Raw genomic sequence first — 18329 nt, 5'->3', positions numbered from 1 at the left:
CTTCGCCTCGTCCTTCGCCTCCGTGACCTGATGCCTTCAACGTCTCGCCCGGCGCCGCTTACCCTGACGCCCCCGGCGATGGACATGAGTGTGGCCCTGCGCCTGGTCCGGCAGGGCAACCGTGACGTCCTGTCCGACCAGGATCTCGCGGTCTTCGACGAAATGGCCGAGGTGCTGGAGAGGGTGGATCCCGCGGAGGTCAGACAGCGCGTCGGCGAACTTCGCAGCAGGTACGAGGCGACCATCGAGCTGGCTCGCCAGCGTCGAGCCGCGACCGGTCCCACCGGTCCGTCACGGACGCCCGTCGACCACGGCCAAGAGCAGTCCGCCGCACACCAGCAGCACCGGCCCCAGGGGCCCGGCCGCACCTAGTCACCCGTCCAGACCGGCATACGGCGAGATGAGGCCGCGCCGCCGACCGGACCGCACCGCGAGGAAGAGGGACCCACATGAACGATGCGATCAACCATCCCGAGGCGGCGCAGCTCGTCGACTCGCTGGTGGCCTCTGGGGGAGGCCTGGTCTCCTATGAGTTCGGTGCCCCCGGCAGACAGATCGCCGTCGCTGCGGGAGCGCACCTGGCCGCCCGCACGGGCACGTCATTGACAGTGATCGACTTCCGCCACCTGCTGCCCCAGATCCGTGCCATTGTCGCCGAGTTGCACCCGGACCTCACCTGTCGGCTGATGCCCGCCGGTGAGGCGGTCCAGCATCCGGAGCGCAACACCGACGGCGTCCTGGTCGTGCACGCCGACCTCCTGCACGACCCCGGCACGGCCGACAGGCTCATCGTGGCCAGTTGCGCCGACGTCGACGAACCCGTGCTCAACACCCTTGCCGGCCCCCGCTTCGTTGTGAGCGCCCGCGCCCTGATGCCGCCCGTCCCTGCGAACGCCTCGGCTCCCGAAATCCGTCGGCGGTTCGAGGCTTTCATCGGCACGCCGTACTCGGACAGGTTCACCGAGAGGCGAGAGCGCCAGGAGCGTTTCGTCAGGCAGCTCAAGCAGGGAGACCCGGGTGAGCACGACAGGGTAGGTGTTGAGGAGTTCACCGAGGCCTTCAGCTTCGAGGAGCTCACCAGGGCGGTGCAGAACGCGGACCCCGACGAGCTCCGACGGCGCATTGCGCGAGTCCAGGAACAGCAGGGGCAGCGGACCGCCGGCTACCCCGCCCCCGGATCCCCGCAGCAGGTCACCCGCGACCACGGCCAGGAGCAGTCCGCCGCGCATCAGCAGCAGGGACCCCAGGGAATCGGCCTCACCTAGACACCCGGCCCGCCGGCCACCTCGCCCTCACCACCGAGCCACCGCCTGCGGCGGCGCACGCTGCCCCCGGGGTGAGAGCGGGCGTGGGCATAGGGGTGCAGCCCAAGAGCTGGCGCGGGCGAAGGGGGGGGAAGCGGGCGGGAAAGGCGGCGGCCTTCCGTCGTCCGTCGCCCGATGGTTCACCCGGCTCCCCGCGGAACGGGGCGGTCCACTGAGGACCGCTCCGCTCAGCTATGCGCCGGTGTCCGCCGCGCAGCCGGATACGGGGAACTTGCCCGGATGCGCCGACGCCACCGCATGGGACGGGGCGCAGGCGTCTGCGGGATCAGGCGAGATCTTCGAGACGGTGCGGCTCCCACGGCAGATCGCGCATCTCCCATAGCTCCATGCCCATCGCCCGGTTGGCGCGCACCAGAGCGTCCAGGCCACCTGCCATCAGGGCAGGGCGGACCAGCCGCTCGATCGCCAGCTCGCCGAGCTGCGGCACGCGGACGGAGGCGCCGACCAGCCGACGGACCCGCTGATACGCCAAAGACCTCTCGAGCTCGGTTGCTCCATCACGCACCACTGCCATCAGAACCGCGGCCTTCGCCAGGCGCCGGAGACGGCAGGTTCGAGATACGACGTGCCGATGCGGTCCGCATGGTCGTGAGCGATCCGCCACGACACCTCCAGCTCGGCCACCGCCTCCTGGTAGGCGGCAACCACCTCCTCGCCCGCACCGTGGCGCACGGTGAGACGGGCATCGTCAGCATCGATCCGCGCCCGGTCGAACCGCTCAGTGGCGCCGACGGACGGATCGTTCAGCGCAGGCCGCTCCAGCGCTGCCAGAAAGTCCACGAGGTGCGCCCCGTACTCCTCAAGCACCGCCTCGTGGCGTAACTGCGCGGCGGCGATGCGCTCCTGCACCGCCCACCGGGCACGCTGCTCCTCCCGCTGCCGGTCGTGCCGGCGGCGCCCCGCCCGCACGACCACCGTGATGACGACCGCCACCACCACGGCGGCGGTCAGCCCGGCCGCTACGAGCCCCACGGCCCGCCACGGTATGGACGCCCAGCCCGGCCGTTCGGCATTACCACTCGGGGTGGGCAGCTGCGCTCGCACGACCATGGTGGCCCCGGTGACGATCACCGCCCCTACCCAGCGCGCCACGACACGACGCTGGGCCTCAGCCGCACCGGAGGGTGAGGACCTCGCGCGTATGAACGCGCGCGCCGTACTGAACAGGGCGGCCATCAGCGCCGTCGTCGCGAGGAGCGAGAGAAGGAGGGGGATCGTGCGGCTCACCGGGTGCTGACCTCCTGCAAGAACCTGGCCGTGCGGCCCGGACGGCGAGGGTGGCCCCCGCCCCCGCAGCCTGGGGCACATCCCGCTCCGCCTGTCCCAGATGGCGCCCCGCGTCCCGCCCGGCGGAACGGGCCGGCAGATCTTTGCGCGCCGCGGTCCGCCCTGCGGGACAACAGGCCCGTACGGCGTTCACCAGCACGTGGGTGCCGAAAACTGCCAGCACCGAGCAGGCTGAGGACAACCGGGGGCAGCGCGTGGCAGCGGATTACCTACAACACTCCTGTCACGCCACGTCCGGCGCCCCGCCCGCTCTATTCGCAGCTCGGTGCCGCTGCACGGTATACGGCGGCCGCCTGACCTTGGGAGTCTTGATGGAAACCACCCTGATTCGGATGTGTGCGCCCGTCGCGGCCATGCCGTACGCCTCCGGGCCGCGGACGCCAGGCCAGCTCTGTGCCGCCCGCCACGATCTCCGTCGGACTCGCGCCTTCCCGCAGCAGGTGCTGCCCGGCCGCGCGGAGCGGCGGTGAGGCGGACGACAGGCTGGATACGAGATCGCTTCTGGAGCCACATCATCGCGGCCTGGATGCTGACGATCGCGGTCATCACACAGCAGGGGAGCGGCCCCCACCTGGGACTCCACGCCCTTCCCATGGCCGTCATCGCCAGCTGGGCCTGGGCACTTCACCGCGCCAGCGACTGTCGGACCCTGGTAGCCGAGGGCTTCAGGGCCCAGCACCACACCTGGAACAGCCTCCTGCGCGCCCGGCCCTCGCATGCCCCAGGCCCCTCCTACAGCGCGGTCATTCAGCGGATGCGGAGCACCGAGGACCACCTGCGTGCCGTGGCCCGCAAACACCGCCTGCAGCGACTGAGCATCGCGGTGATCGACGGCTGGGACCCAGCCGGCGACGCAAACGAGGCGGCCTCCGTGGGCGACGGACGACGGGCCCATCTGTGGCTGGGCAGCAACTGGTTCGCACCGGACGACACCATCCACCTGCCTGCCGTCCTCGAGCACGAGCTCGGCCACATCCTGCGCCGCGACAACCAGCGTGCGACCGCCCTTCAGGCCGCCGGCGTGTTCTTAGTGGTCCTGGCGGCGGCGTGGGCGTCCTGGCCCGTCGCCCTCCTGACGGCAGCGGCACTACGGCTGCTGTACACCGGGTGGGCCTGGCACAGCGAGCTCGCCTGCGACGCCCGCGCGGTCCGCACCTGCGGCCGCGCCCCCGTGACCGCCCTGTGGAGGCACAACACCCACCTGCTGCGCACACTCCCGACGCCCGCGCGCTTGCGGCTCAGCTGGAAGTCGGTACCCACCCACCCTCCGTACCGGCTCCGCCTGTGGTGGGCCCAGCAGGTCAGCGCCCCGAGCGCCGCCATTCCCCACCCCCTCGCCACGCTGGCCGACGCCTCTGGACAGGCGCCGGTGTACGTGGTCTGAAGTTCAGGCGGCGCCGGGGGCCGCGCTCCGTCCATGCCTGCGGTCACGGCCCTTGCGCCAACCGTTGGATCGTCCTCCAGCGCGGGGCGCCGTCATCAGACGTCCGGATACGCGAAGTGGAAGGGCACGCCCAGGGGGGTCGGCCAGCGCCCGGCCGGCCTCTGACCCCCGGCGCTCCCCCTGCGGAACGCGCCCCGGGCCCCTCTTCCCCAGGCGGGACAGAGGACGGCAGCACGACGCCACATCTCACCCACGACCTGCCCTGTCCGCAACAGACAGGCACCACGGCCACCGCCTGAGGGAGACCCCATGGACACCAGCATGCTGCGCCACCCCCTGATCGCGCGGGCCGTCGAGACGCTCGTGGCCGACGGCGGCGGAGTCGTCACCTACTACCCGGGCTGGGGCGGCCGCGAAATACTCGCGGCTGCCGGCGCCCGCCTCGCGGCCCGCACCCGGACCCCGTTGACCATCGTGGACCATGGGGACCTCCACGCCGACATCAGCGCGGCAGTCGCCGAACTCCAGCCCGCCGTGGACTGCAGGGTGACGAACGCGTGGGACGCTGCATCCCAACCACCCGAGCCCGGGGGCGTTCTGGCTGTGCACACCGACCAGCTGATAAGGCGGGCCGCCCGCCAGAGCATGCGGGACCTGGCCCAAGCCGCCAGCCACGTGGTCGTGGTCGGCGACCGGTATTTCTACACTACCCTCGACGACCTCGCCGGCCCGGAACACCAACTGATCGATCCTTACCTCCATGTGCTGGCCATGCCCACCGAGTACCTCCACCTTGCGGAGTGGGAAGCAGCCCCACATCTTGGCGCCGACACGCCCGGGCCCCAGCCAGCGGAGCGGACCGAAGCCATGAACCGGTCCGCTGAGCAGCGTGCCGCAGCGCTGCGCGACTGGCTGGTCAAAGGCGCCCAGGACCGCGCGGCGGCCCCACGCCAGCCGCGCGCCCCTCACCAGCAGGATCAGGCGCAGTCCGCCACCCACCAGCAGTACAACAGCCCTGGCGGACGGATGCCCGGCCCGTAGCCCTCGCACCACTGGCAGCGTGCCGTCGGCCCTCGTGATCCGTCCATGTCGAGGTCGTACGCGCCCGCGCTGCGCCCCAGACCCGCGATCAGGGCAGTGGTGCCGGAGACACAAGCCGAGCGAACGGATCGCCCCGTGGCGTCAAGCGGTGCCGCATATTTGGAGAGCGGCCTGCAACGGTTGTGATGGACTGATGGCCGAATGAGGCCGAGAGGGAAGTGCCATGGACCGCTGCATCGTCCTGGTGGACGCCGGATACCTTCTGGGCGCGGCCGCGACGCTGCTGACGGGTGATGCCGCGCGCTCGCGCCTGTCCGTCGACCACGCAAGGCTGATCCAGCAGATCCGCGACCGCGCGCAGAGCGAGACAGGGCAGCCGCTGCTGCGGACCTACTGGTTCGACGGGGCACCGGACCGGGTGCCCCAGCCCGAGCACCGGCGCCTGCGGGTGATGCCCCGGGTCACGGTGCGCCTGGGCATGCTCACCCGCGTCGACGGCCGCGTCCAGCAAAAGGGCGTGGACGCCGCCATACACGCGCAACTCACGGAACTCGCGCGACACAAGGCCGCGAGCGACATCGTACTGATCACCGGCGACGGCGACCTCCTGCCCGGGGTGATGGCGGCCAAGGAACACGGTGTGGCCATGCACCTGTGGGCCGTGCAGGCCGCCGACGGCGCCTACAACCAGTCCGAGGACCTGATCGCCGAAGCGGACGAGCGGCAGCTACTCGACCGCGCCTGGCTCACCCAGGCCATCACTGCAGCCGAGCCGGCTCCGCCGGACGTTCCGGAGCAGGCCGCCCCCGAGCCGTCCGAGCCCCCCGGCATACCCCTCCTCCCTGCCCGCACCCCCACTCCGGGAGACCTGGCACGATCAGCACCATCGGTCGCCCTGCGCTGGTCCTCGGAATGCGGGTTCGCCGACCCCGACGACGGGATCCCGCTCCTGGAGACCCTCACCGATGCCCGGCAGGTGTGGGTGGATCGTGAGCAAGACCTTTCGGTGGGCGGTGAACCCCACGAGGTGGGCAGAATCTTCGCAGCCCGCTGGGCCCAACGGCTCCCGCACGACCAGGCTGCCGATCTCCTGGACCGGTTGGATCAGGCGTGGCCCCGGATACCGCGCTCCCTCGACAGCGAGCTGCTGCGCTACGCCGCGCGCTTCGGCACCATCGCCAACGATGTACTGGACATCAGCCAAGATCACCGGAAGCAGCTGCGCACGGGATTCTGGAGCGGCATCCCAGCCGAGGCACTGCCCGCGCCGGCGCCCTGAAGGGCGACCTTCCTCAGCCGCCCCACCAGGGCGCGGCACTGCGGGCTTGTGCTGGTGGGAGTTTTCGCGTTCTTGTCCGGGGGTGGTTCTCGTTTGGGTGTCCGGGGTGGTGGGCGTCCTTGGGGTGGGCTGGGCAGCGTTGTCTTGCGGGGTGTTCGGGGTGGTGGTCGGGGGTGTTGGAGCTGGACAACGGGGTGAGGGTGGTTGGTCAGTGGTTGAGAATTGGCTGGTCAGCAAGCTGAAGGCTCCACCTCGACGCCAGGCCCTGCCCCGCGGGGTGTGCCCTGGCAGTTCCACCTGACCTACGACGGGTGACACCAGCCCACCGCTAGCCCCGCACCTCGCGCCGCTGCACCCGGCTCGTCGACCTCCACGCCTGTCCCTGCCGCCGTCCCCCTGCCGGGCACGGGGGAGTTCCTGGCTGCCGACGAGGCACTGTCCGCGCCGACGCCATGAAGGCCGGCCGCAGCAGTGCCGGCAGGACCGCCCGCGGTGACTGGCTGCCCTGCGCATTGGCCCGGCGGGCGCGGGGAGATCTCACCCGGCTCCGCGGCCGGGGCATCCGCTCCGTCCAGGCCCTGGAGATGCGCCCGGTCCAGGCTGCGCGACGCCGGCTGACCTCCGTCAGTACGGGCGCTTCAACTGAAGCGCTCTCCGGCGGCCTGGTTTCACGGCGGGCGAGCGGGCGGGGGCGCGGGCGTTGGCGAATGGCGCAACTTGCCTGCCTGTAAGGGATATTGTGGCCTGTGGCGCACCTTGTGCGCCCCCTCCCACGAGGATGCGGAACCCCCGGACGCTCGCAGGGCGCCCGGTGTGGGCGTCCTCCGGGGCACCCCCGGACAGGGTGCGCAGTAGGGAGGGGGCGCCTGTGGGACGCCACCGGAAGAAGCCATTTCGTGAGCGGGTCTACGCGGTTCTCCGCGAGCTGGGGAGGTGGCTGACCGGACGGTGACCGGCAGTCCTCATAGACGCTGAGGGCTGACGGTCACACGCCGTCCGATCATTTTCGGGGGCCCTCGTCGCGGACTGTCCCTCCGTGGCGGGGGCCTGCAAGGGCCGAAGAACCGGCCCGCATTCACGCTAGCACCGCGGCCCCGTGCACGGCAGCCAGGACGGGTCTAGCGCCACGATGACCCCGCAGCAGTTGTCCGTCCCGTCCGGTCCCGCGGCCGGCGCGGAGGTGCTGCGGCAGATGGCTGCGCTGCGCCGCCCGGTGGCGGGGCTGCTCATCACCGTGGTCGTCCTGAGCGGCGCGGCCCTGCTCTGCGTCCTGATGCGCCACCCCCGGGTCGCAGATCCGGTCGAGGGGTGGGGCAGCGCCATGGCGGGCGTGGGCGCCCCGGTCGCGCTGGTTGTGACCGAGGGCCGTTGTTGGCGGATCATGCTCACTCTGCTGCAGGTCACGGGCGTCTGGAGAAGGTCGGTTGGCGGATCTTGAGGGCGATAGTTGACGGGCCATGCCGCCGCCAGCTGCTACCGCTGCTGCATCGGCGCAGGTGAGTGTGTGGGCAGCCGATCACGCATCAAGATCCGCCATCTACCTCACCTCGTCCGCCATCTACGCCTCTCGGTCGCAGGTGGTGCGGCTGACTCGCCGCCCGTAACTTTCCGACCTCCGGGAAGGTTAAAGGAATGGGTTAAATGCAAGGGTAATGACTGTTAGTGTTCGGGGTGGAGGTAGAGGCTAATGGCTACTCAGGAAGAGCTGTTCGCGTCCGTGGATGCCTTGCTGGAGGAAGCACCCCAGCTCCCGCCCCCGGCGGAACGCGCCCGGCTGCGTGAGGCCGCCGGCATCACGCAGGCCCGTCTGGCGCAGGCCTTGAAGTCGACGACGCAGACGGTGAAGAACTGGGAGAACGGGCGTTCGGAGCCGAAGCCGCCCCGGCTGGAGGCGTACCAGCGGCTGCTGGCCGGCTGGGCGGCGAAGTACCCGCCGCACGGCCCCACCCCCACACCCGCGGCTGTGCCCGTCCCGGTGGACCCGCAGCCGCAGCCAGCCCCGGAGACGTTCGCCGGTCCGGCCCCGGCTGCGCCCGAGGTGGCCGTCTCGGGAACGCCCGCCCCGGCCGAGCCGGAAGCAGAGCGCTCCGTGGCACGGTCGACGGCGACGTCCCCTCGCCCGGCCCGTCGGCATGCTGGGCCCGCGGTCGGCACCGGTCCGTACCGGCACGGCCCTCTTGCGGTCCTGGACGGCGACGGCGCCGCCTACGGTGTCGACGGCATCGTGCTGGACTGCCCGGCTGCCACCATCCCGCAGCTGGTGGAGTGGGCGCTGACGGAGTCCGGGCTGGGCGCGCCGCGGCTGCACCGCAATGGCCGTGACGCCGACCCGCTGATCGTGCTGACCGCGGCCGCCGCGGTGAAGCTCGGCCTGCCGGAGCGTCTGGAGGGCCACGAGCAGCGCCGCTCCCTGCGCCTGGACGACGAACACCCCGTGGTCGAGCAGATCACCCGCGCGCAGTGGAAGCTCACGCAGCGCGGATTCGGCCCCTGGGCACGCGTCTACCGCCCCGCCCAGGCAGGCCAGCGCCAGTGCGTGCAGTTCGCCGTCCTGTCCTGGGACGCGCTCGACCCCAGGTCGTGGCCGGGGGTAGCGCAGATGGAGCCGGCCGACGTCGCCCGCGTCCTGGGCCTCTACGCCCGCCGCGTCATCACCCCCCGCGGCTCCACCGCCGTCTCCGGGCTGGAACTCATGACGGCGCTGCGCCCGCCGACCCGGGCCGTGCAGGACCGCTCGACAGGTCAGTGGGTATCCGCGCACAGTCCCGGCAGTCTCGGGACGGAGCCGGTCGACCCCGCCCCGCCGGAGGCCACCCCCGAACACCCCGTCGTCGTGGGCAGCGGCTGGACGGGCGGTTTCCTCGATGAGGAGGTGTTCCAGTGGGTACGTGACGTCGACCTGCTCTCGGCCGGGGAGTGCCTGATGCCGTTCGCAGTCGGCCTGGACCTGAACACCGCCTTCCTCGCCGCGGCCGCCCGCCTGACCGTGGGCCTGTGCGCCCCGGAACACGTGCAACGCCCGGTGTTCGACAAGAAGATCCCCGGTTCGTGGCTGGTGGACCTCTCCCACATCGAGCTGGACGCCCGCCTGCCCAGCCCGTTCACGCCGACCGGGAAGCCCCCGGAAGGCCCGGCGTGGTACGAGACGCACACCGTGGCCTACGCCCAGGAGCTGGGCTGCAACGTCGCCCCGATCGAGGCGTACCTGCGCCAGGAGACCGGCGCGTACCTTGATCCCTGGTACGACCGCCTCAAGACCGCCTACGTCGACACCCTCGCCGATCTCGGCGTCACCAAAGACCTGGACGACCGCGCGTTCCTCACAGCGATGGAGCAGCACAAGCAGACCGACCCCGGCATGGCAGCCGTCCTCGCGGCCATCAAAGCCACCGTCAAGGGCGGGGTGGGCAAGCTGCGCGAGCGCCCGCAGGGACGGCGCTACAAGGAGGGCGAGCGGTGGCCGGCGCTGGAGCGCCCGACCTGGCGCCCGGACATCCGCGCCGCGGTGATCTCCAAGGCGCGGGTGAACATGCACCGCAAGATGCTCAACATGGCGAAGATGACCGGCCTGTACCCGCTCGCCGTCCTCTCCGACTGCGTGGTCTACCCCAGCCCCGGCCGCTCACCGCTGGACTTCCTGCCCTACAGCACCTCCGGCAAGCCCCAGCCCGGCGCCTTCCGCCTCGGCCCCACCCCGGGCCTGGCCAAGGTCGAGGGCGTCCAGGACATGGCCTGGGCCGTCGACCTCATGGAACAGGGCTACAACCCCGCCCGCCACATCAAGGGCGGCGACGCCACCACCGAGGAAGGGGAGTAACCCGCCGTGGGAGAGATCCAGGACGCCCTGGAACGCGCCGACCGGGAAGCGTTCACCCGCGAGCCCCCCAAATCCACCCAGGCCCGCGTCAACTTCCTGCTCAAGTACCTCACCCCCAAGGAGATCGGCCAGGAGATCGGCGTCACCGCCGACTCCGTCAACCGCTACCGCCGCGGCACCCGCAAGCACCCACCCAAAGAGGTCGCCGCGCGCATCGACGCGGCCGTACGGGCCCGCTGGCAGCCCCAGGTCCGCCGGCGCCGGCGCAAGCAGGCCGCCGCCATCGGCGGCATCACCGTCGAGACCCGCGCCCGCTTCGGCTACACAGCGCCGGTCGGCACCACCGACGACGGACGGTTCCGCCGGCTGACTGTCCACCTTCCCCCGGCGTACGCCCGACGCCTCTTCGACGCCCGCGACACTGGCGCAAACGACCAGCAGATGAGGGAAATCATCGCTCAGGGATTCAAAGAGATCTATTTCCAGGACGGCGGCGCACGCGCCATGGGAATTTCAGACGTCGCCATCAACGACATCGATTACCTCGACTTGGATTTCTGAGAAAGAGTCCAAGAGCGGCGAGCACAGATCTCCTGTGACTGAGCGCTTCAGCTGGCGAGTGAGCATACGAGTTGGCGAGCTGAGCGTTGCGGCAGGTGAGGAAGTTGGTCCCTGTTTGTTGTCGGTATGTGCGGATGCCGTTGCAGAGGGGATGCATAGGATCGCTGGCATGACGCTGCGACCTGTCCTGGTGAACATGAAGGCTCTTGATGATTCGGCCGTCGGCCGGTTCTGGGCGGCGGCGCTCGGCTGGGGTGTTTCCGGCGAGGGATCGGGCGCGACCGTCGCCAAACCGGCCGACTTCGATTGGCTGGACCCGGTCGGCGTGTGCATCGACGTCATTGCTGTCCCGGAACTCAAGACGGCAACGAAGAACCGTGTGCACGTCGATCTCGCCACCACCTCTGCGGCCCATCAAGCGGAGTTGGTCGCGAGCCTTGAAGCTCTCGGCGCGACGCCTGCCCACGTGGGCCAGGGTGACGTGCCGTGGACGGTCCTCGCTGACCCGGAGGGCAACGAGTTCTGCGTGCTGGAGCCTCGGGAGATGTACCGCGACACCGGGCCGATCGCCCGGGTGGTGGTCGACTGCACGGATCCGCGGGCCATGGCCCGGTTCTGGGACGAGGCGATGGACTGGACCCTGCACGAGGTGACGGACGACCATGCGGTGTGGCGCTCGCCCAAAGGGGTCGGCCCGTATCTTGAGTTTCTTCGCTCGCCCGACGTGAAGACTGTGCCGGACCGTGTCCATCTTGACCTGGTGCCGGACCCCGGTGACGACAAAGCAGCGGAGGTCGCCCGGCTGCGGGCCCTCGGCGCCGCCGACCTCGACGTCGGCCAGGGGGACGTCCCGTGGACGTGTCTTACCGACCCGGAGGGTCACGAGTTCTGCGTCCTCGCCCGGTCCTGACGCGGAGCCTTGACCACACCCCGACACACGAACCTCGTGCATTCATGCGCCACCACCCCGGGCGAGCCGGGCTGTAGCGTCTCGGTCAATCCGGGCGGCGCGAGCTTGCGTGTCGGGGCGAGATCGGCTTGCTCACCGGCCACAACGCTCAATTCGCCAACTGAAGGGCTCAGTCACATCTCCTGTAACGGAGTGCTTGAGTTGGCGGATGAGCGTTGAGTTGACGAGTGGTGTGCTCAGTGTGAGATCACCGCAGCCGCAAGCTCGATGAGCGCGGTCCGGGGCGGCTGACCCTATTCCGAACATCGTGGCGTGGCTGCGGGGATCACCAGATGCCTCCCTACCTCTCGCGCGCTCTCTGTCCAATTAGGAATGAGAAGGCCGCCCTTTCTCGCCAGTTCCTCCGCGGCATTCGCAACATCCTGGAGAAGGCGGTCGTGCCACTGCAGGTGCATACCGAGCGCGGTCCGGGCGGACCGGTGATCAAGTCGTCCGTGCGTAAGGGCGCGCGCCAGGCGGACGATGTAGCCGATGTACGCCTCAAGGTGCTGATGCTCGTTGAGTTCCCCGGGCCTCGGGTCCGGTCCCCGATAGTAATTGGGTTCTGCTGGCGACAAGAAGCCGGAAGCTACTGAGTAGACGTCGACCTGGTGCGACCGCACCTTGGTCGATAGCTCGTCGATCGCGATGCGGTGGCGGAGAAATCCGTCTGAGAAGAACTCATCGACCATCCGGTCAGTGACTGTCTGCTTGTCTGCATCCCGGGTGAGTACTACAGAAGCCCGATAGCTCGCATAGGCGCCAGCGATTGCTCCTACCAGAGCCCCGAGGAGGGCAGCAGCGAACTCGGTCATGAGCGTCCTCCGTATGACACGTGCGTGGCACATGGTCCGTTCCCCCAACTGCCGGTCCACGCAACGAACCCGTCAGCTGGAGGGGGGATCGGTGCTGTGGCCCGGAGCGCCGGGCCTTTCCCGGGCCTACAGGCTCCGTCACTCGCCACGCACCGGCCCGCCAACAGCGCCCTCAGACCTGCCAGCCGAAGCACTCAGTCACAATCTCCCATGAGCTGAAGCGCGATGGTTGTCACCGAGGCAGGCAGGTTGTCACGAGACGGTCGGAAACGGCGCGTGGGGCTGACTGCCGGCCTCGGCGCGCCGCCCCGGACGGCGAGCCCGGACGATCGGTCCGGGCCGGCACTCGTACTCGCCAAGGGCTGCTGTTCAGGCACGCGATGCCGTGTTTAGCTTGACACTTACCCTCCGGCGCCGAGGTGGGAAGATGGCGGGGTGCCAATGACTCTTGCTGGAGGTTCCGAGTGAGCACACGGCTGCCCGTCGAGGCTGACGACAAGGACCTTGCAGATTTGCTCCTCCGTGCCGCAAGGGTGGTCCGGCAGGAGAGCGTCGTGGACGTGACGCTGCGGACTCCGCTGGCAGAGTGGCTGGAGGATGCCGCAGACGGTGACGACGAGGGTGTCATCAGCCCTTACGCCGAGGCGGTGGCCAGAGCCGTAATCACGGGTCAGCCGGGCGACTGACCGCTCCGTCGTGGCCTTGTCCCCTTCTTGCGGTGGGCAGGGCGGCTGTATGCCTCGCCGGTGGCGAGGCGCCGGCCCACCTCACGACGGGTGGCCGGGTGGCGGTTCAACCCTGATCGCCCGGCGAGGCACCGACGAGCGGAAGTGACACAGTGCTCCTCCACCCCCCACGGCCTGGCCGACGCCGAACTCTGCTGGACCGCGCGCCGTACGAAGCATCGTCACCGCCGTCCTCGCGTGGGAGAACCTCACGCCCGGCGGGGTCGGTGTCGGAGCGCGTCACTACGCTCCAGAGCCATGACCACTGATCTCGGATTCACCTGCTCGTGCTGCGGCGAGCACCACCCCAGGCTGCCGATGAACTACTCGGCCGATGCCCCGGCCCTGTGGGAGCCCTCCCTTGCCGACGCCGACGGCTGCCTGCTCTCGGCAGACCAGTGTGTGATCCACGCGCAGCACTACTTCGTCAAGGGCCTGATCGAGATGCCGGTCATCGGCAGTGAGGAGGTGTTCTCCTGGGGTGTGTGGGTCTCGCTCAGTCGTGAGAGCTTCTCCCGCGCAGCGGACCTGTGGGACACCCCCGGCCGGGAATCGGAGAAGCCGTACTTCGGCTGGCTCACCACTGACCTGCCGATCTATGCGCCGCCAACCCTCAACCTGAAGACCAACGTCCACACCCGGCCGGTCGGCGAGCGGCCCTACGTCGAGCTTGAACCCACCGACCACCCCCTCGCAGTCGAGCAGCGCACGGGAATCACTGTGGACCGCGTGCGGGAAATCGCCGCGGCCATGCTCCACTCCGGTGGCAGCGATCAGCTCTGATAGCCGTATACAACGGCTGACCACGTGCCGGGGGCCACTGGACCTGAGCGCTGTGCCCGGCCGGACGGGCTACCTCTATCGCTCAGCCACCGCCCCATGCGAGCCGAAGCACGATGTTGTCACCAGTTGCCGCCCGGAGGAAGTGCGGGCTCGCCCGGTGCGTGTCCGATGGCGGGAATCCGATGGGCGTTCCTCCGGCCGGGCGTGAGCTTGGGAGTGCGGCTGGCAGTGAAGCCCGTGACGATCACGGGGATCGCGGACGTCTTGTCCAGGCCGCGGGCGCCGAGGTCGGCGGCGCGTAACGAGCCAGGACGTGGTCGTGGCGGGCGGCGGACTACATAGGCCCCGAGGGGGAGCAGCCCGGGGGTCCCAGTGCCGACGCGCACTCCAGTGCGATGCTGCTGGCCCGGGCAGCAAAGAACCCCGGGCTGCACACAGCGCCCAAGGGTCCCCTCCGGCAGGGCCGGATGCCGCCCGGACATACACCCCGTCAGAAGACCAGCGGGGACTGTCCAGGGGATTCGCACCCGTCTCGCCCCGGCCTGTCGCTACGCCCCGTCACCGGCCCCGCCCCGGGTTTGCCACCAGCAGCCGGCAAGCCGGGGACATGACCAGATCACGAACGTCGGCGGCCCAAGCCCCGGGGCCACTTCCCTGGAACCGGAACGCCGTGGCCCTACATCAGGCGGCCCGGCCGGGCCGTGTCCTGGTGCGGGTGAGTTCCTGCAGTGTGGCCGTGACGCGGTGGGGCGGGGCGCTACGGTGCGGCTGTGGCTGACTACTCTCATTTCATCAAGCAGCAGGTCTCTTCCCGTCTGTACCGGCCGGGAGGGCAGGTGGAGACCATCTGGGATCCCGCGGTATGGACGATGGCACACCGCGGCTACAGCGGCAGCGGCCGGCTGGACGTGTGGGCGTACGCCACGGAGCAAAAGGCGCTGCACGAGGGCGCGAAGCTTGCGATGGCCTGCGGGATGGACGAGGACGAGCAGGCCCTCCAGGACTTCGGGAACCGCCGCTGGCAGAAGGTCCTGGACCGCTACGAGGAAACCCACCCCGACACCCACCTGCTCCGAGTCCAGTCCGCCTTCCTGCAGTTCCCCGGGTAAAAGCCGCCCACCCTGGGCTGCTCCTTGCGGCTGGAGCCGCCGGCAGCCCGGGGCCGTGCGGTGCTGGCCGCGGTCCACACCGTGCCCATCCCCTGGTGGTGCTTGTCGGGGCCTTCTGGGTGATCATGATGGGAAAGGCGAGGCGCGGGGGGTATGCGCGCTCAGATGAGGTGAGGACGCTCCTTGGCGGCTTGCCGGACCTTCCGTTCCATGTATCCAGCCTGGAGAGGTAAGCACGCGCTGCTCCCCGGCTGACGTCCCCAGATCAGGGCGGCGCCCACCCGGGGCGTATTCCCGGGGCGGGCGGGGTCGTTGTACAGGTCAGATGGCCCAGTCGAGCCCGAGCGCCGCGAGTGCCTTCCGCTTGTCGTCGGTGAGCTTGGCCCGCCTGCTCTTGCTGTTGGACAGAAATACCCCCAGCTTGATTTCCGTCCCGTCCGGGAGTGTCTCGACGTGCCCCCTGGGGACGGTTACGGAGCCTGTGCGGGCCTTGTACTGGGCCAGGGCTGCAACACCCCGCTCGAAGGCCCCGGTGCCGCCCCTGGACGGCTTTGCAGGCGCCTCCTGCTCCGGGGGGAGCGGTACGACGCCGAGCTGCTCCAGGCGCTCGCGCTGCCCCTCCATCAGGGCCTGCCAGACGGCGTGCTGGCGCTGTTTGGCCAGCCACCGTCCGACGTCCATCCCATGCACGGTGGTCCCCGGAGCCAGGTCGGTCAGCCCGGGCTCATCCGCGAGCAGCTCGCGCACGGAGGCGTAGTGGCGCTGCCAGTCCGCCGGCCACGCCGGGTTCCAGTCTCCGTCGATCTCACGCAGCGCTGTCTCCCATTCCGGGCGCCCGTCCAGGGCACCGGGTCGGCGCATGTTCGATACCCACTGTCCCAACGGCCGATCGAGCATCGTTGCGGTCCGCGGGGCACAGAGCGTCCAGTGTTCGTCGTAGTAGGCCTTCGCGGCGGCGAGGTTCTCCTGGAACCGCTCGTCCGCGAGCGACCAGACCATGCCGAGTTTCTCCAGCCGGCGGGCCCGGACTCCGGTCATCTGCCCGGCCCCGTAGGCCCTTCGTTGTTCTGCCACCCATTGCCCAAGGGGAGTCGCTCCCTCCCGGTGTCCGTAGGGCACTCGGGCGTGGCCCTCTCGTTCCGTGAAGGCCTTGAGTTTTGCCCAGCCGCGGGCCCAGTCCTGCCGTTCGGTGTCGATGACATTGAACGACACCCACTCCGCGACCATCACGGGGTCACGGGGGGCGGCAAAGCGCAGCAGTAGGCGGGATTCTTTCTCACCCTCTCCCGGCTCCGGACCGATATACGCAGAAGGCTGCGAAATTCCTTTCTGAGGCTCTTGCGGGATCGCAAGCAGCTCAATGGCATCTTCATCATGAGATCTCAGACCGGCCAGTACCTTTACGAGCGGACGGTAGGAGGCGGAGGTGAACATGTCTTCCGGCTGTTCCCCCGGCCGGAGGAATACGGGCACGATCAAAGAGGCCAGTTTTCCCTCCCCGGGCTTCTGCCGAAGGGCCCGGCCGATGGCCTGGACGATGTCGTGCGGGGCGCCCTTGGGGTCCAAAAGGGCAACACTGTCCACCGCTCTGATATCGACACCTTCGCCCAGAACACGGCAATTTGACAGCACGGCCCGCCGCGCGGTGGTGCCGAACCCGGCCAGGACTTCCCGCCGGTGCTCGGCAAGGTGTTCCCCGCACAGCCAGTCCGCCCAGAGCTCTGCCGGGTACGTCTCCGGCTGGTCAGCGTGCAGTTTCGCCGCCACCCGCCCCAAGCCCTCCGCGTAGGCCTGTGCCTCTATCGTCCGGTGGTGGAAGGTGATGCAGGTGTTCAGCCGGTGCTCCGCCATCGTCCGCAGCAACGCCGCATGAAGCGCCCCCAGCCGCTCCCCGCGCACCTCCTCACCATGCCGCTCCTCACCCATCAGCCGCTCCGGCGTGACCACCGGGTCCTGGAGCTCGACCACGATGATCTGATACCGCGCGAGCAGGCCGCGGGAGACCGCCGACGCAAGGCTGAGCTTGTAGAGCACTGGGCCGAAGACGGTCTCGTCGTCCATGGACGCGGCCATCTCCGCCGGCAACGCGTCTCGTGCGCCCTCACGTACCTCCCAGTGCGGGGGCCGCTCCTGCCAGATCCGGGGGGTTGCCGTGAGGTACAGCCGGCGCGCTGCCGGGATGATCCGCTGGTTGTGGACGTCCGCCCATGCCTTCCCCATCGATCCAGACGTCCGATGTGCCTCGTCCACGACCACGAGGTCGAGTGGGGTGAGCTGCTGTCCGTAGACACCTTCGAAGGCCTCTGCCAGCACCGGCAGCGAAGCGTAGGTGGCGTAGATGGTGACCGGGCCCGTGCCGTGCCACATGGCCAGCCGCACCGGGTTGGTGGTGCACCTGACCTTGAGGTTCCACAGGTCCGGATCGTCTTGGAGCGAGCACACCGCCACCGCCGGCCCCTGGTGCCCGACCCGGTGCCACTCCTTGACCGTCTGGGCCAGGAGGTCCAGCGTCGGCACGAGCACCAGAGTCCGGCCTCTCGGCAGCATCTCGCGTGCCGCGAACGCTGCCGTGATCGTCTTGCCGGTGCCACAGGCAGAAATCACCTGACCACGCAGGCCGTTGACCGGGATACCCTCGGGAGGGATATCTAGACCGCGTTTGATGGCGTCAACGGTCTCGATCTGGTGAGCGTGCAGATCGTTTTTCTTCATGGCCACAGGAAAGCTCCTCTATCCAGGATGTGGCGCGCAGTCAAGAAGGGAATCCCCGCGCACTGAGCGTGGCCCAGAGGGCAAGACATCCAGAGTCGTACACTACACAGCTGCTAGCATGATGCATCACCCTTTGAGTGACTTACCTCCCTCAAAGGGTGATGCATGCCCCAACCTCGTCCCCAAGAGCCGCTTGCTCTGTATGCTGACAGATCAAGTACACCTGAGGTGCAGGTGCAGGTGCAGGAGATATGGGGTTCCGGGTGGAGCGCAGCGGAGCCCGTCACTGCGGTAGGTCCGATGTCTCGCTCGGCCCGACGGTCCGTCACTCTCGTTGCGGGGGGTGATGGCTGGGACTCCCAGGTGCCACACAGCCCGGCACGTGATGCACTTCCTCTTACTGCCAAGCCCAGATTTCCCGCTTGCGGGAAATCCCTCAATTCGCGCTTGCGCGAATTGACCTTCTTTTGGAATTCCGTTTACGGAATTCAATTCCCGCGCTTGCGCGGGAATCAGACGGAGCGTCAGCGAAGTCGTTCACT

16 protein-coding genes are annotated in these 18329 nt (G+C 69.3%); 12 read left to right on the top strand and 4 right to left on the bottom strand.

The annotated features are described in order from the left end of the window. Nucleotides 1–78: 78 nt before the first annotated feature. Complete coding sequence (locus V7793_RS18260; RefSeq protein WP_336007800.1) at nt 79–372, top strand: hypothetical protein; 294 nt, start codon at nt 79–81, stop codon at nt 370–372. A 77-nt stretch (nt 373–449) separates the two neighbouring features. Then, complete coding sequence (locus tag V7793_RS18255) at nt 450–1265, top strand: hypothetical protein (RefSeq protein WP_336007798.1); 816 nt, start codon at nt 450–452, stop codon at nt 1263–1265. A 325-nt stretch (nt 1266–1590) separates the two neighbouring features. Here V7793_RS18255 and V7793_RS18250 read toward each other — a convergent pair whose 3' ends face one another. After that, a complete protein-coding gene (locus tag V7793_RS18250) occupies nt 1591–1830 on the bottom strand; it encodes a hypothetical protein (protein ID WP_336007796.1) in 240 nt (79 codons plus the stop codon). A gap of 8 nt (nt 1831–1838) precedes the next feature. Continuing rightward, on the bottom strand, nt 1839–2552 hold the full coding sequence (locus V7793_RS18245; protein ID WP_336007794.1) for a hypothetical protein: 714 nt from the start codon (nt 2550–2552) through the stop codon (nt 1839–1841). A 526-nt stretch (nt 2553–3078) separates the two neighbouring features. Between V7793_RS18245 and V7793_RS18240 the strand changes: the two genes are divergently transcribed. The 7 genes from V7793_RS18240 to V7793_RS18210 all read left to right on the top strand — a co-directional run bounded on the left by V7793_RS18240 (nt 3079) and on the right by V7793_RS18210 (nt 11604). Continuing rightward, entirely contained in the window at nt 3079–3996 is a 918-nt protein-coding gene (locus V7793_RS18240) for a M48 family metalloprotease (RefSeq protein WP_336007792.1), read from the top strand. Nucleotides 3997–4305: 309 nt separating this feature from the next. After that, nucleotides 4306–5037: a hypothetical protein gene (locus V7793_RS18235; RefSeq protein ID WP_336007790.1), complete on the top strand. Its 732-nt coding sequence runs from the start codon at nt 4306–4308 to the stop codon at nt 5035–5037. Between the two features lie 223 nt (nt 5038–5260). Then, the gene (locus V7793_RS18230; RefSeq protein ID WP_336007788.1) at nt 5261–6316 is read left to right on the top strand and encodes an NYN domain-containing protein; all 1056 of its coding nucleotides are present in this window, start codon (nt 5261–5263) and stop codon (nt 6314–6316) included. Between the two features lie 1129 nt (nt 6317–7445). Beyond that, complete coding sequence (locus tag V7793_RS18225; RefSeq protein ID WP_336007786.1) at nt 7446–7754, top strand: hypothetical protein; 309 nt, start codon at nt 7446–7448, stop codon at nt 7752–7754. A gap of 249 nt (nt 7755–8003) precedes the next feature. Further along, nucleotides 8004–10133: a telomere-associated protein Tap gene (gene tap, locus V7793_RS18220; protein ID WP_336007784.1), complete on the top strand. Its 2130-nt coding sequence runs from the start codon at nt 8004–8006 to the stop codon at nt 10131–10133. Nucleotides 10134–10139: 6 nt separating this feature from the next. Continuing rightward, nucleotides 10140–10694 (top strand): telomere-protecting terminal protein Tpg, encoded by a 555-nt coding sequence (gene tpg, locus V7793_RS18215; RefSeq protein ID WP_336007782.1) that lies wholly within the window; start codon nt 10140–10142, stop codon nt 10692–10694. Nucleotides 10695–10863: 169 nt separating this feature from the next. Continuing rightward, nucleotides 10864–11604: a VOC family protein gene (locus V7793_RS18210; RefSeq protein ID WP_336007780.1), complete on the top strand. Its 741-nt coding sequence runs from the start codon at nt 10864–10866 to the stop codon at nt 11602–11604. Nucleotides 11605–11897: 293 nt separating this feature from the next. Here the strand turns inward: V7793_RS18210 and V7793_RS18205 are convergent, their stop codons facing one another. Further along, on the bottom strand, nt 11898–12458 hold the full coding sequence (locus tag V7793_RS18205; RefSeq protein ID WP_336007778.1) for a hypothetical protein: 561 nt from the start codon (nt 12456–12458) through the stop codon (nt 11898–11900). 464 nt (nt 12459–12922) lie between these two features. Here V7793_RS18205 and V7793_RS18200 point away from each other — a divergent pair, with 464 nt between their 5' ends. The 3 genes from V7793_RS18200 (at nt 12923) to V7793_RS18190 (ending at nt 15075) form a co-directional block, all read left to right on the top strand. Next, nucleotides 12923–13144 (top strand): hypothetical protein, encoded by a 222-nt coding sequence (locus tag V7793_RS18200; RefSeq protein ID WP_336007775.1) that lies wholly within the window; start codon nt 12923–12925, stop codon nt 13142–13144. A gap of 357 nt (nt 13145–13501) precedes the next feature. Next, nucleotides 13502–13966 (top strand): DUF2199 domain-containing protein, encoded by a 465-nt coding sequence (locus tag V7793_RS18195; RefSeq protein ID WP_336007801.1) that lies wholly within the window; start codon nt 13502–13504, stop codon nt 13964–13966. 770 nt (nt 13967–14736) lie between these two features. Further along, nucleotides 14737–15075 (top strand): hypothetical protein, encoded by a 339-nt coding sequence (locus tag V7793_RS18190; RefSeq protein WP_336007773.1) that lies wholly within the window; start codon nt 14737–14739, stop codon nt 15073–15075. 321 nt (nt 15076–15396) lie between these two features. On the opposite strand, the gene V7793_RS18185 is transcribed toward V7793_RS18190, so the two are convergent. Continuing rightward, complete coding sequence (locus V7793_RS18185) at nt 15397–17787, bottom strand: Helicase associated domain protein (protein WP_443057938.1); 2391 nt, start codon at nt 17785–17787, stop codon at nt 15397–15399. Nucleotides 17788–18329 lie beyond the last annotated feature (542 nt).

The organism is Streptomyces sp. KLMMK, assembly GCF_036961605.1.
GTDB classification, from domain to species: Bacteria; Actinomycetota; Actinomycetes; order Streptomycetales; family Streptomycetaceae; genus Streptomyces; species Streptomyces telluris.
This window is presented reverse-complemented; position numbering and strand designations above follow the sequence as displayed.

Coding starts and splice junctions, on each gene's coding strand:
- V7793_RS18225 (WP_336007786.1), top strand. CDS start 7,446: ATGACCCCGCAGCAGTTGTCCGTCCCGTCCGGTCCCGCGGCCGGCGCG.
- V7793_RS18230 (WP_336007788.1), top strand. CDS start 5,261: ATGGACCGCTGCATCGTCCTGGTGGACGCCGGATACCTTCTGGGCGCG.
- V7793_RS18260 (WP_336007800.1), top strand. CDS start 79: ATGGACATGAGTGTGGCCCTGCGCCTGGTCCGGCAGGGCAACCGTGAC.
- tap (WP_336007784.1), top strand. CDS start 8,004: ATGGCTACTCAGGAAGAGCTGTTCGCGTCCGTGGATGCCTTGCTGGAG.
- V7793_RS18255 (WP_336007798.1), top strand. CDS start 450: ATGAACGATGCGATCAACCATCCCGAGGCGGCGCAGCTCGTCGACTCG.
- V7793_RS18205 (WP_336007778.1), bottom strand. CDS start 12,458: ATGACCGAGTTCGCTGCTGCCCTCCTCGGGGCTCTGGTAGGAGCAATC.
- V7793_RS18195 (WP_336007801.1), top strand. CDS start 13,502: ATGAACTACTCGGCCGATGCCCCGGCCCTGTGGGAGCCCTCCCTTGCC.
- V7793_RS18210 (WP_336007780.1), top strand. CDS start 10,864: ATGACGCTGCGACCTGTCCTGGTGAACATGAAGGCTCTTGATGATTCG.
- V7793_RS18235 (WP_336007790.1), top strand. CDS start 4,306: ATGGACACCAGCATGCTGCGCCACCCCCTGATCGCGCGGGCCGTCGAG.
- V7793_RS18185 (WP_443057938.1), bottom strand. CDS start 17,787: ATGAAGAAAAACGATCTGCACGCTCACCAGATCGAGACCGTTGACGCC.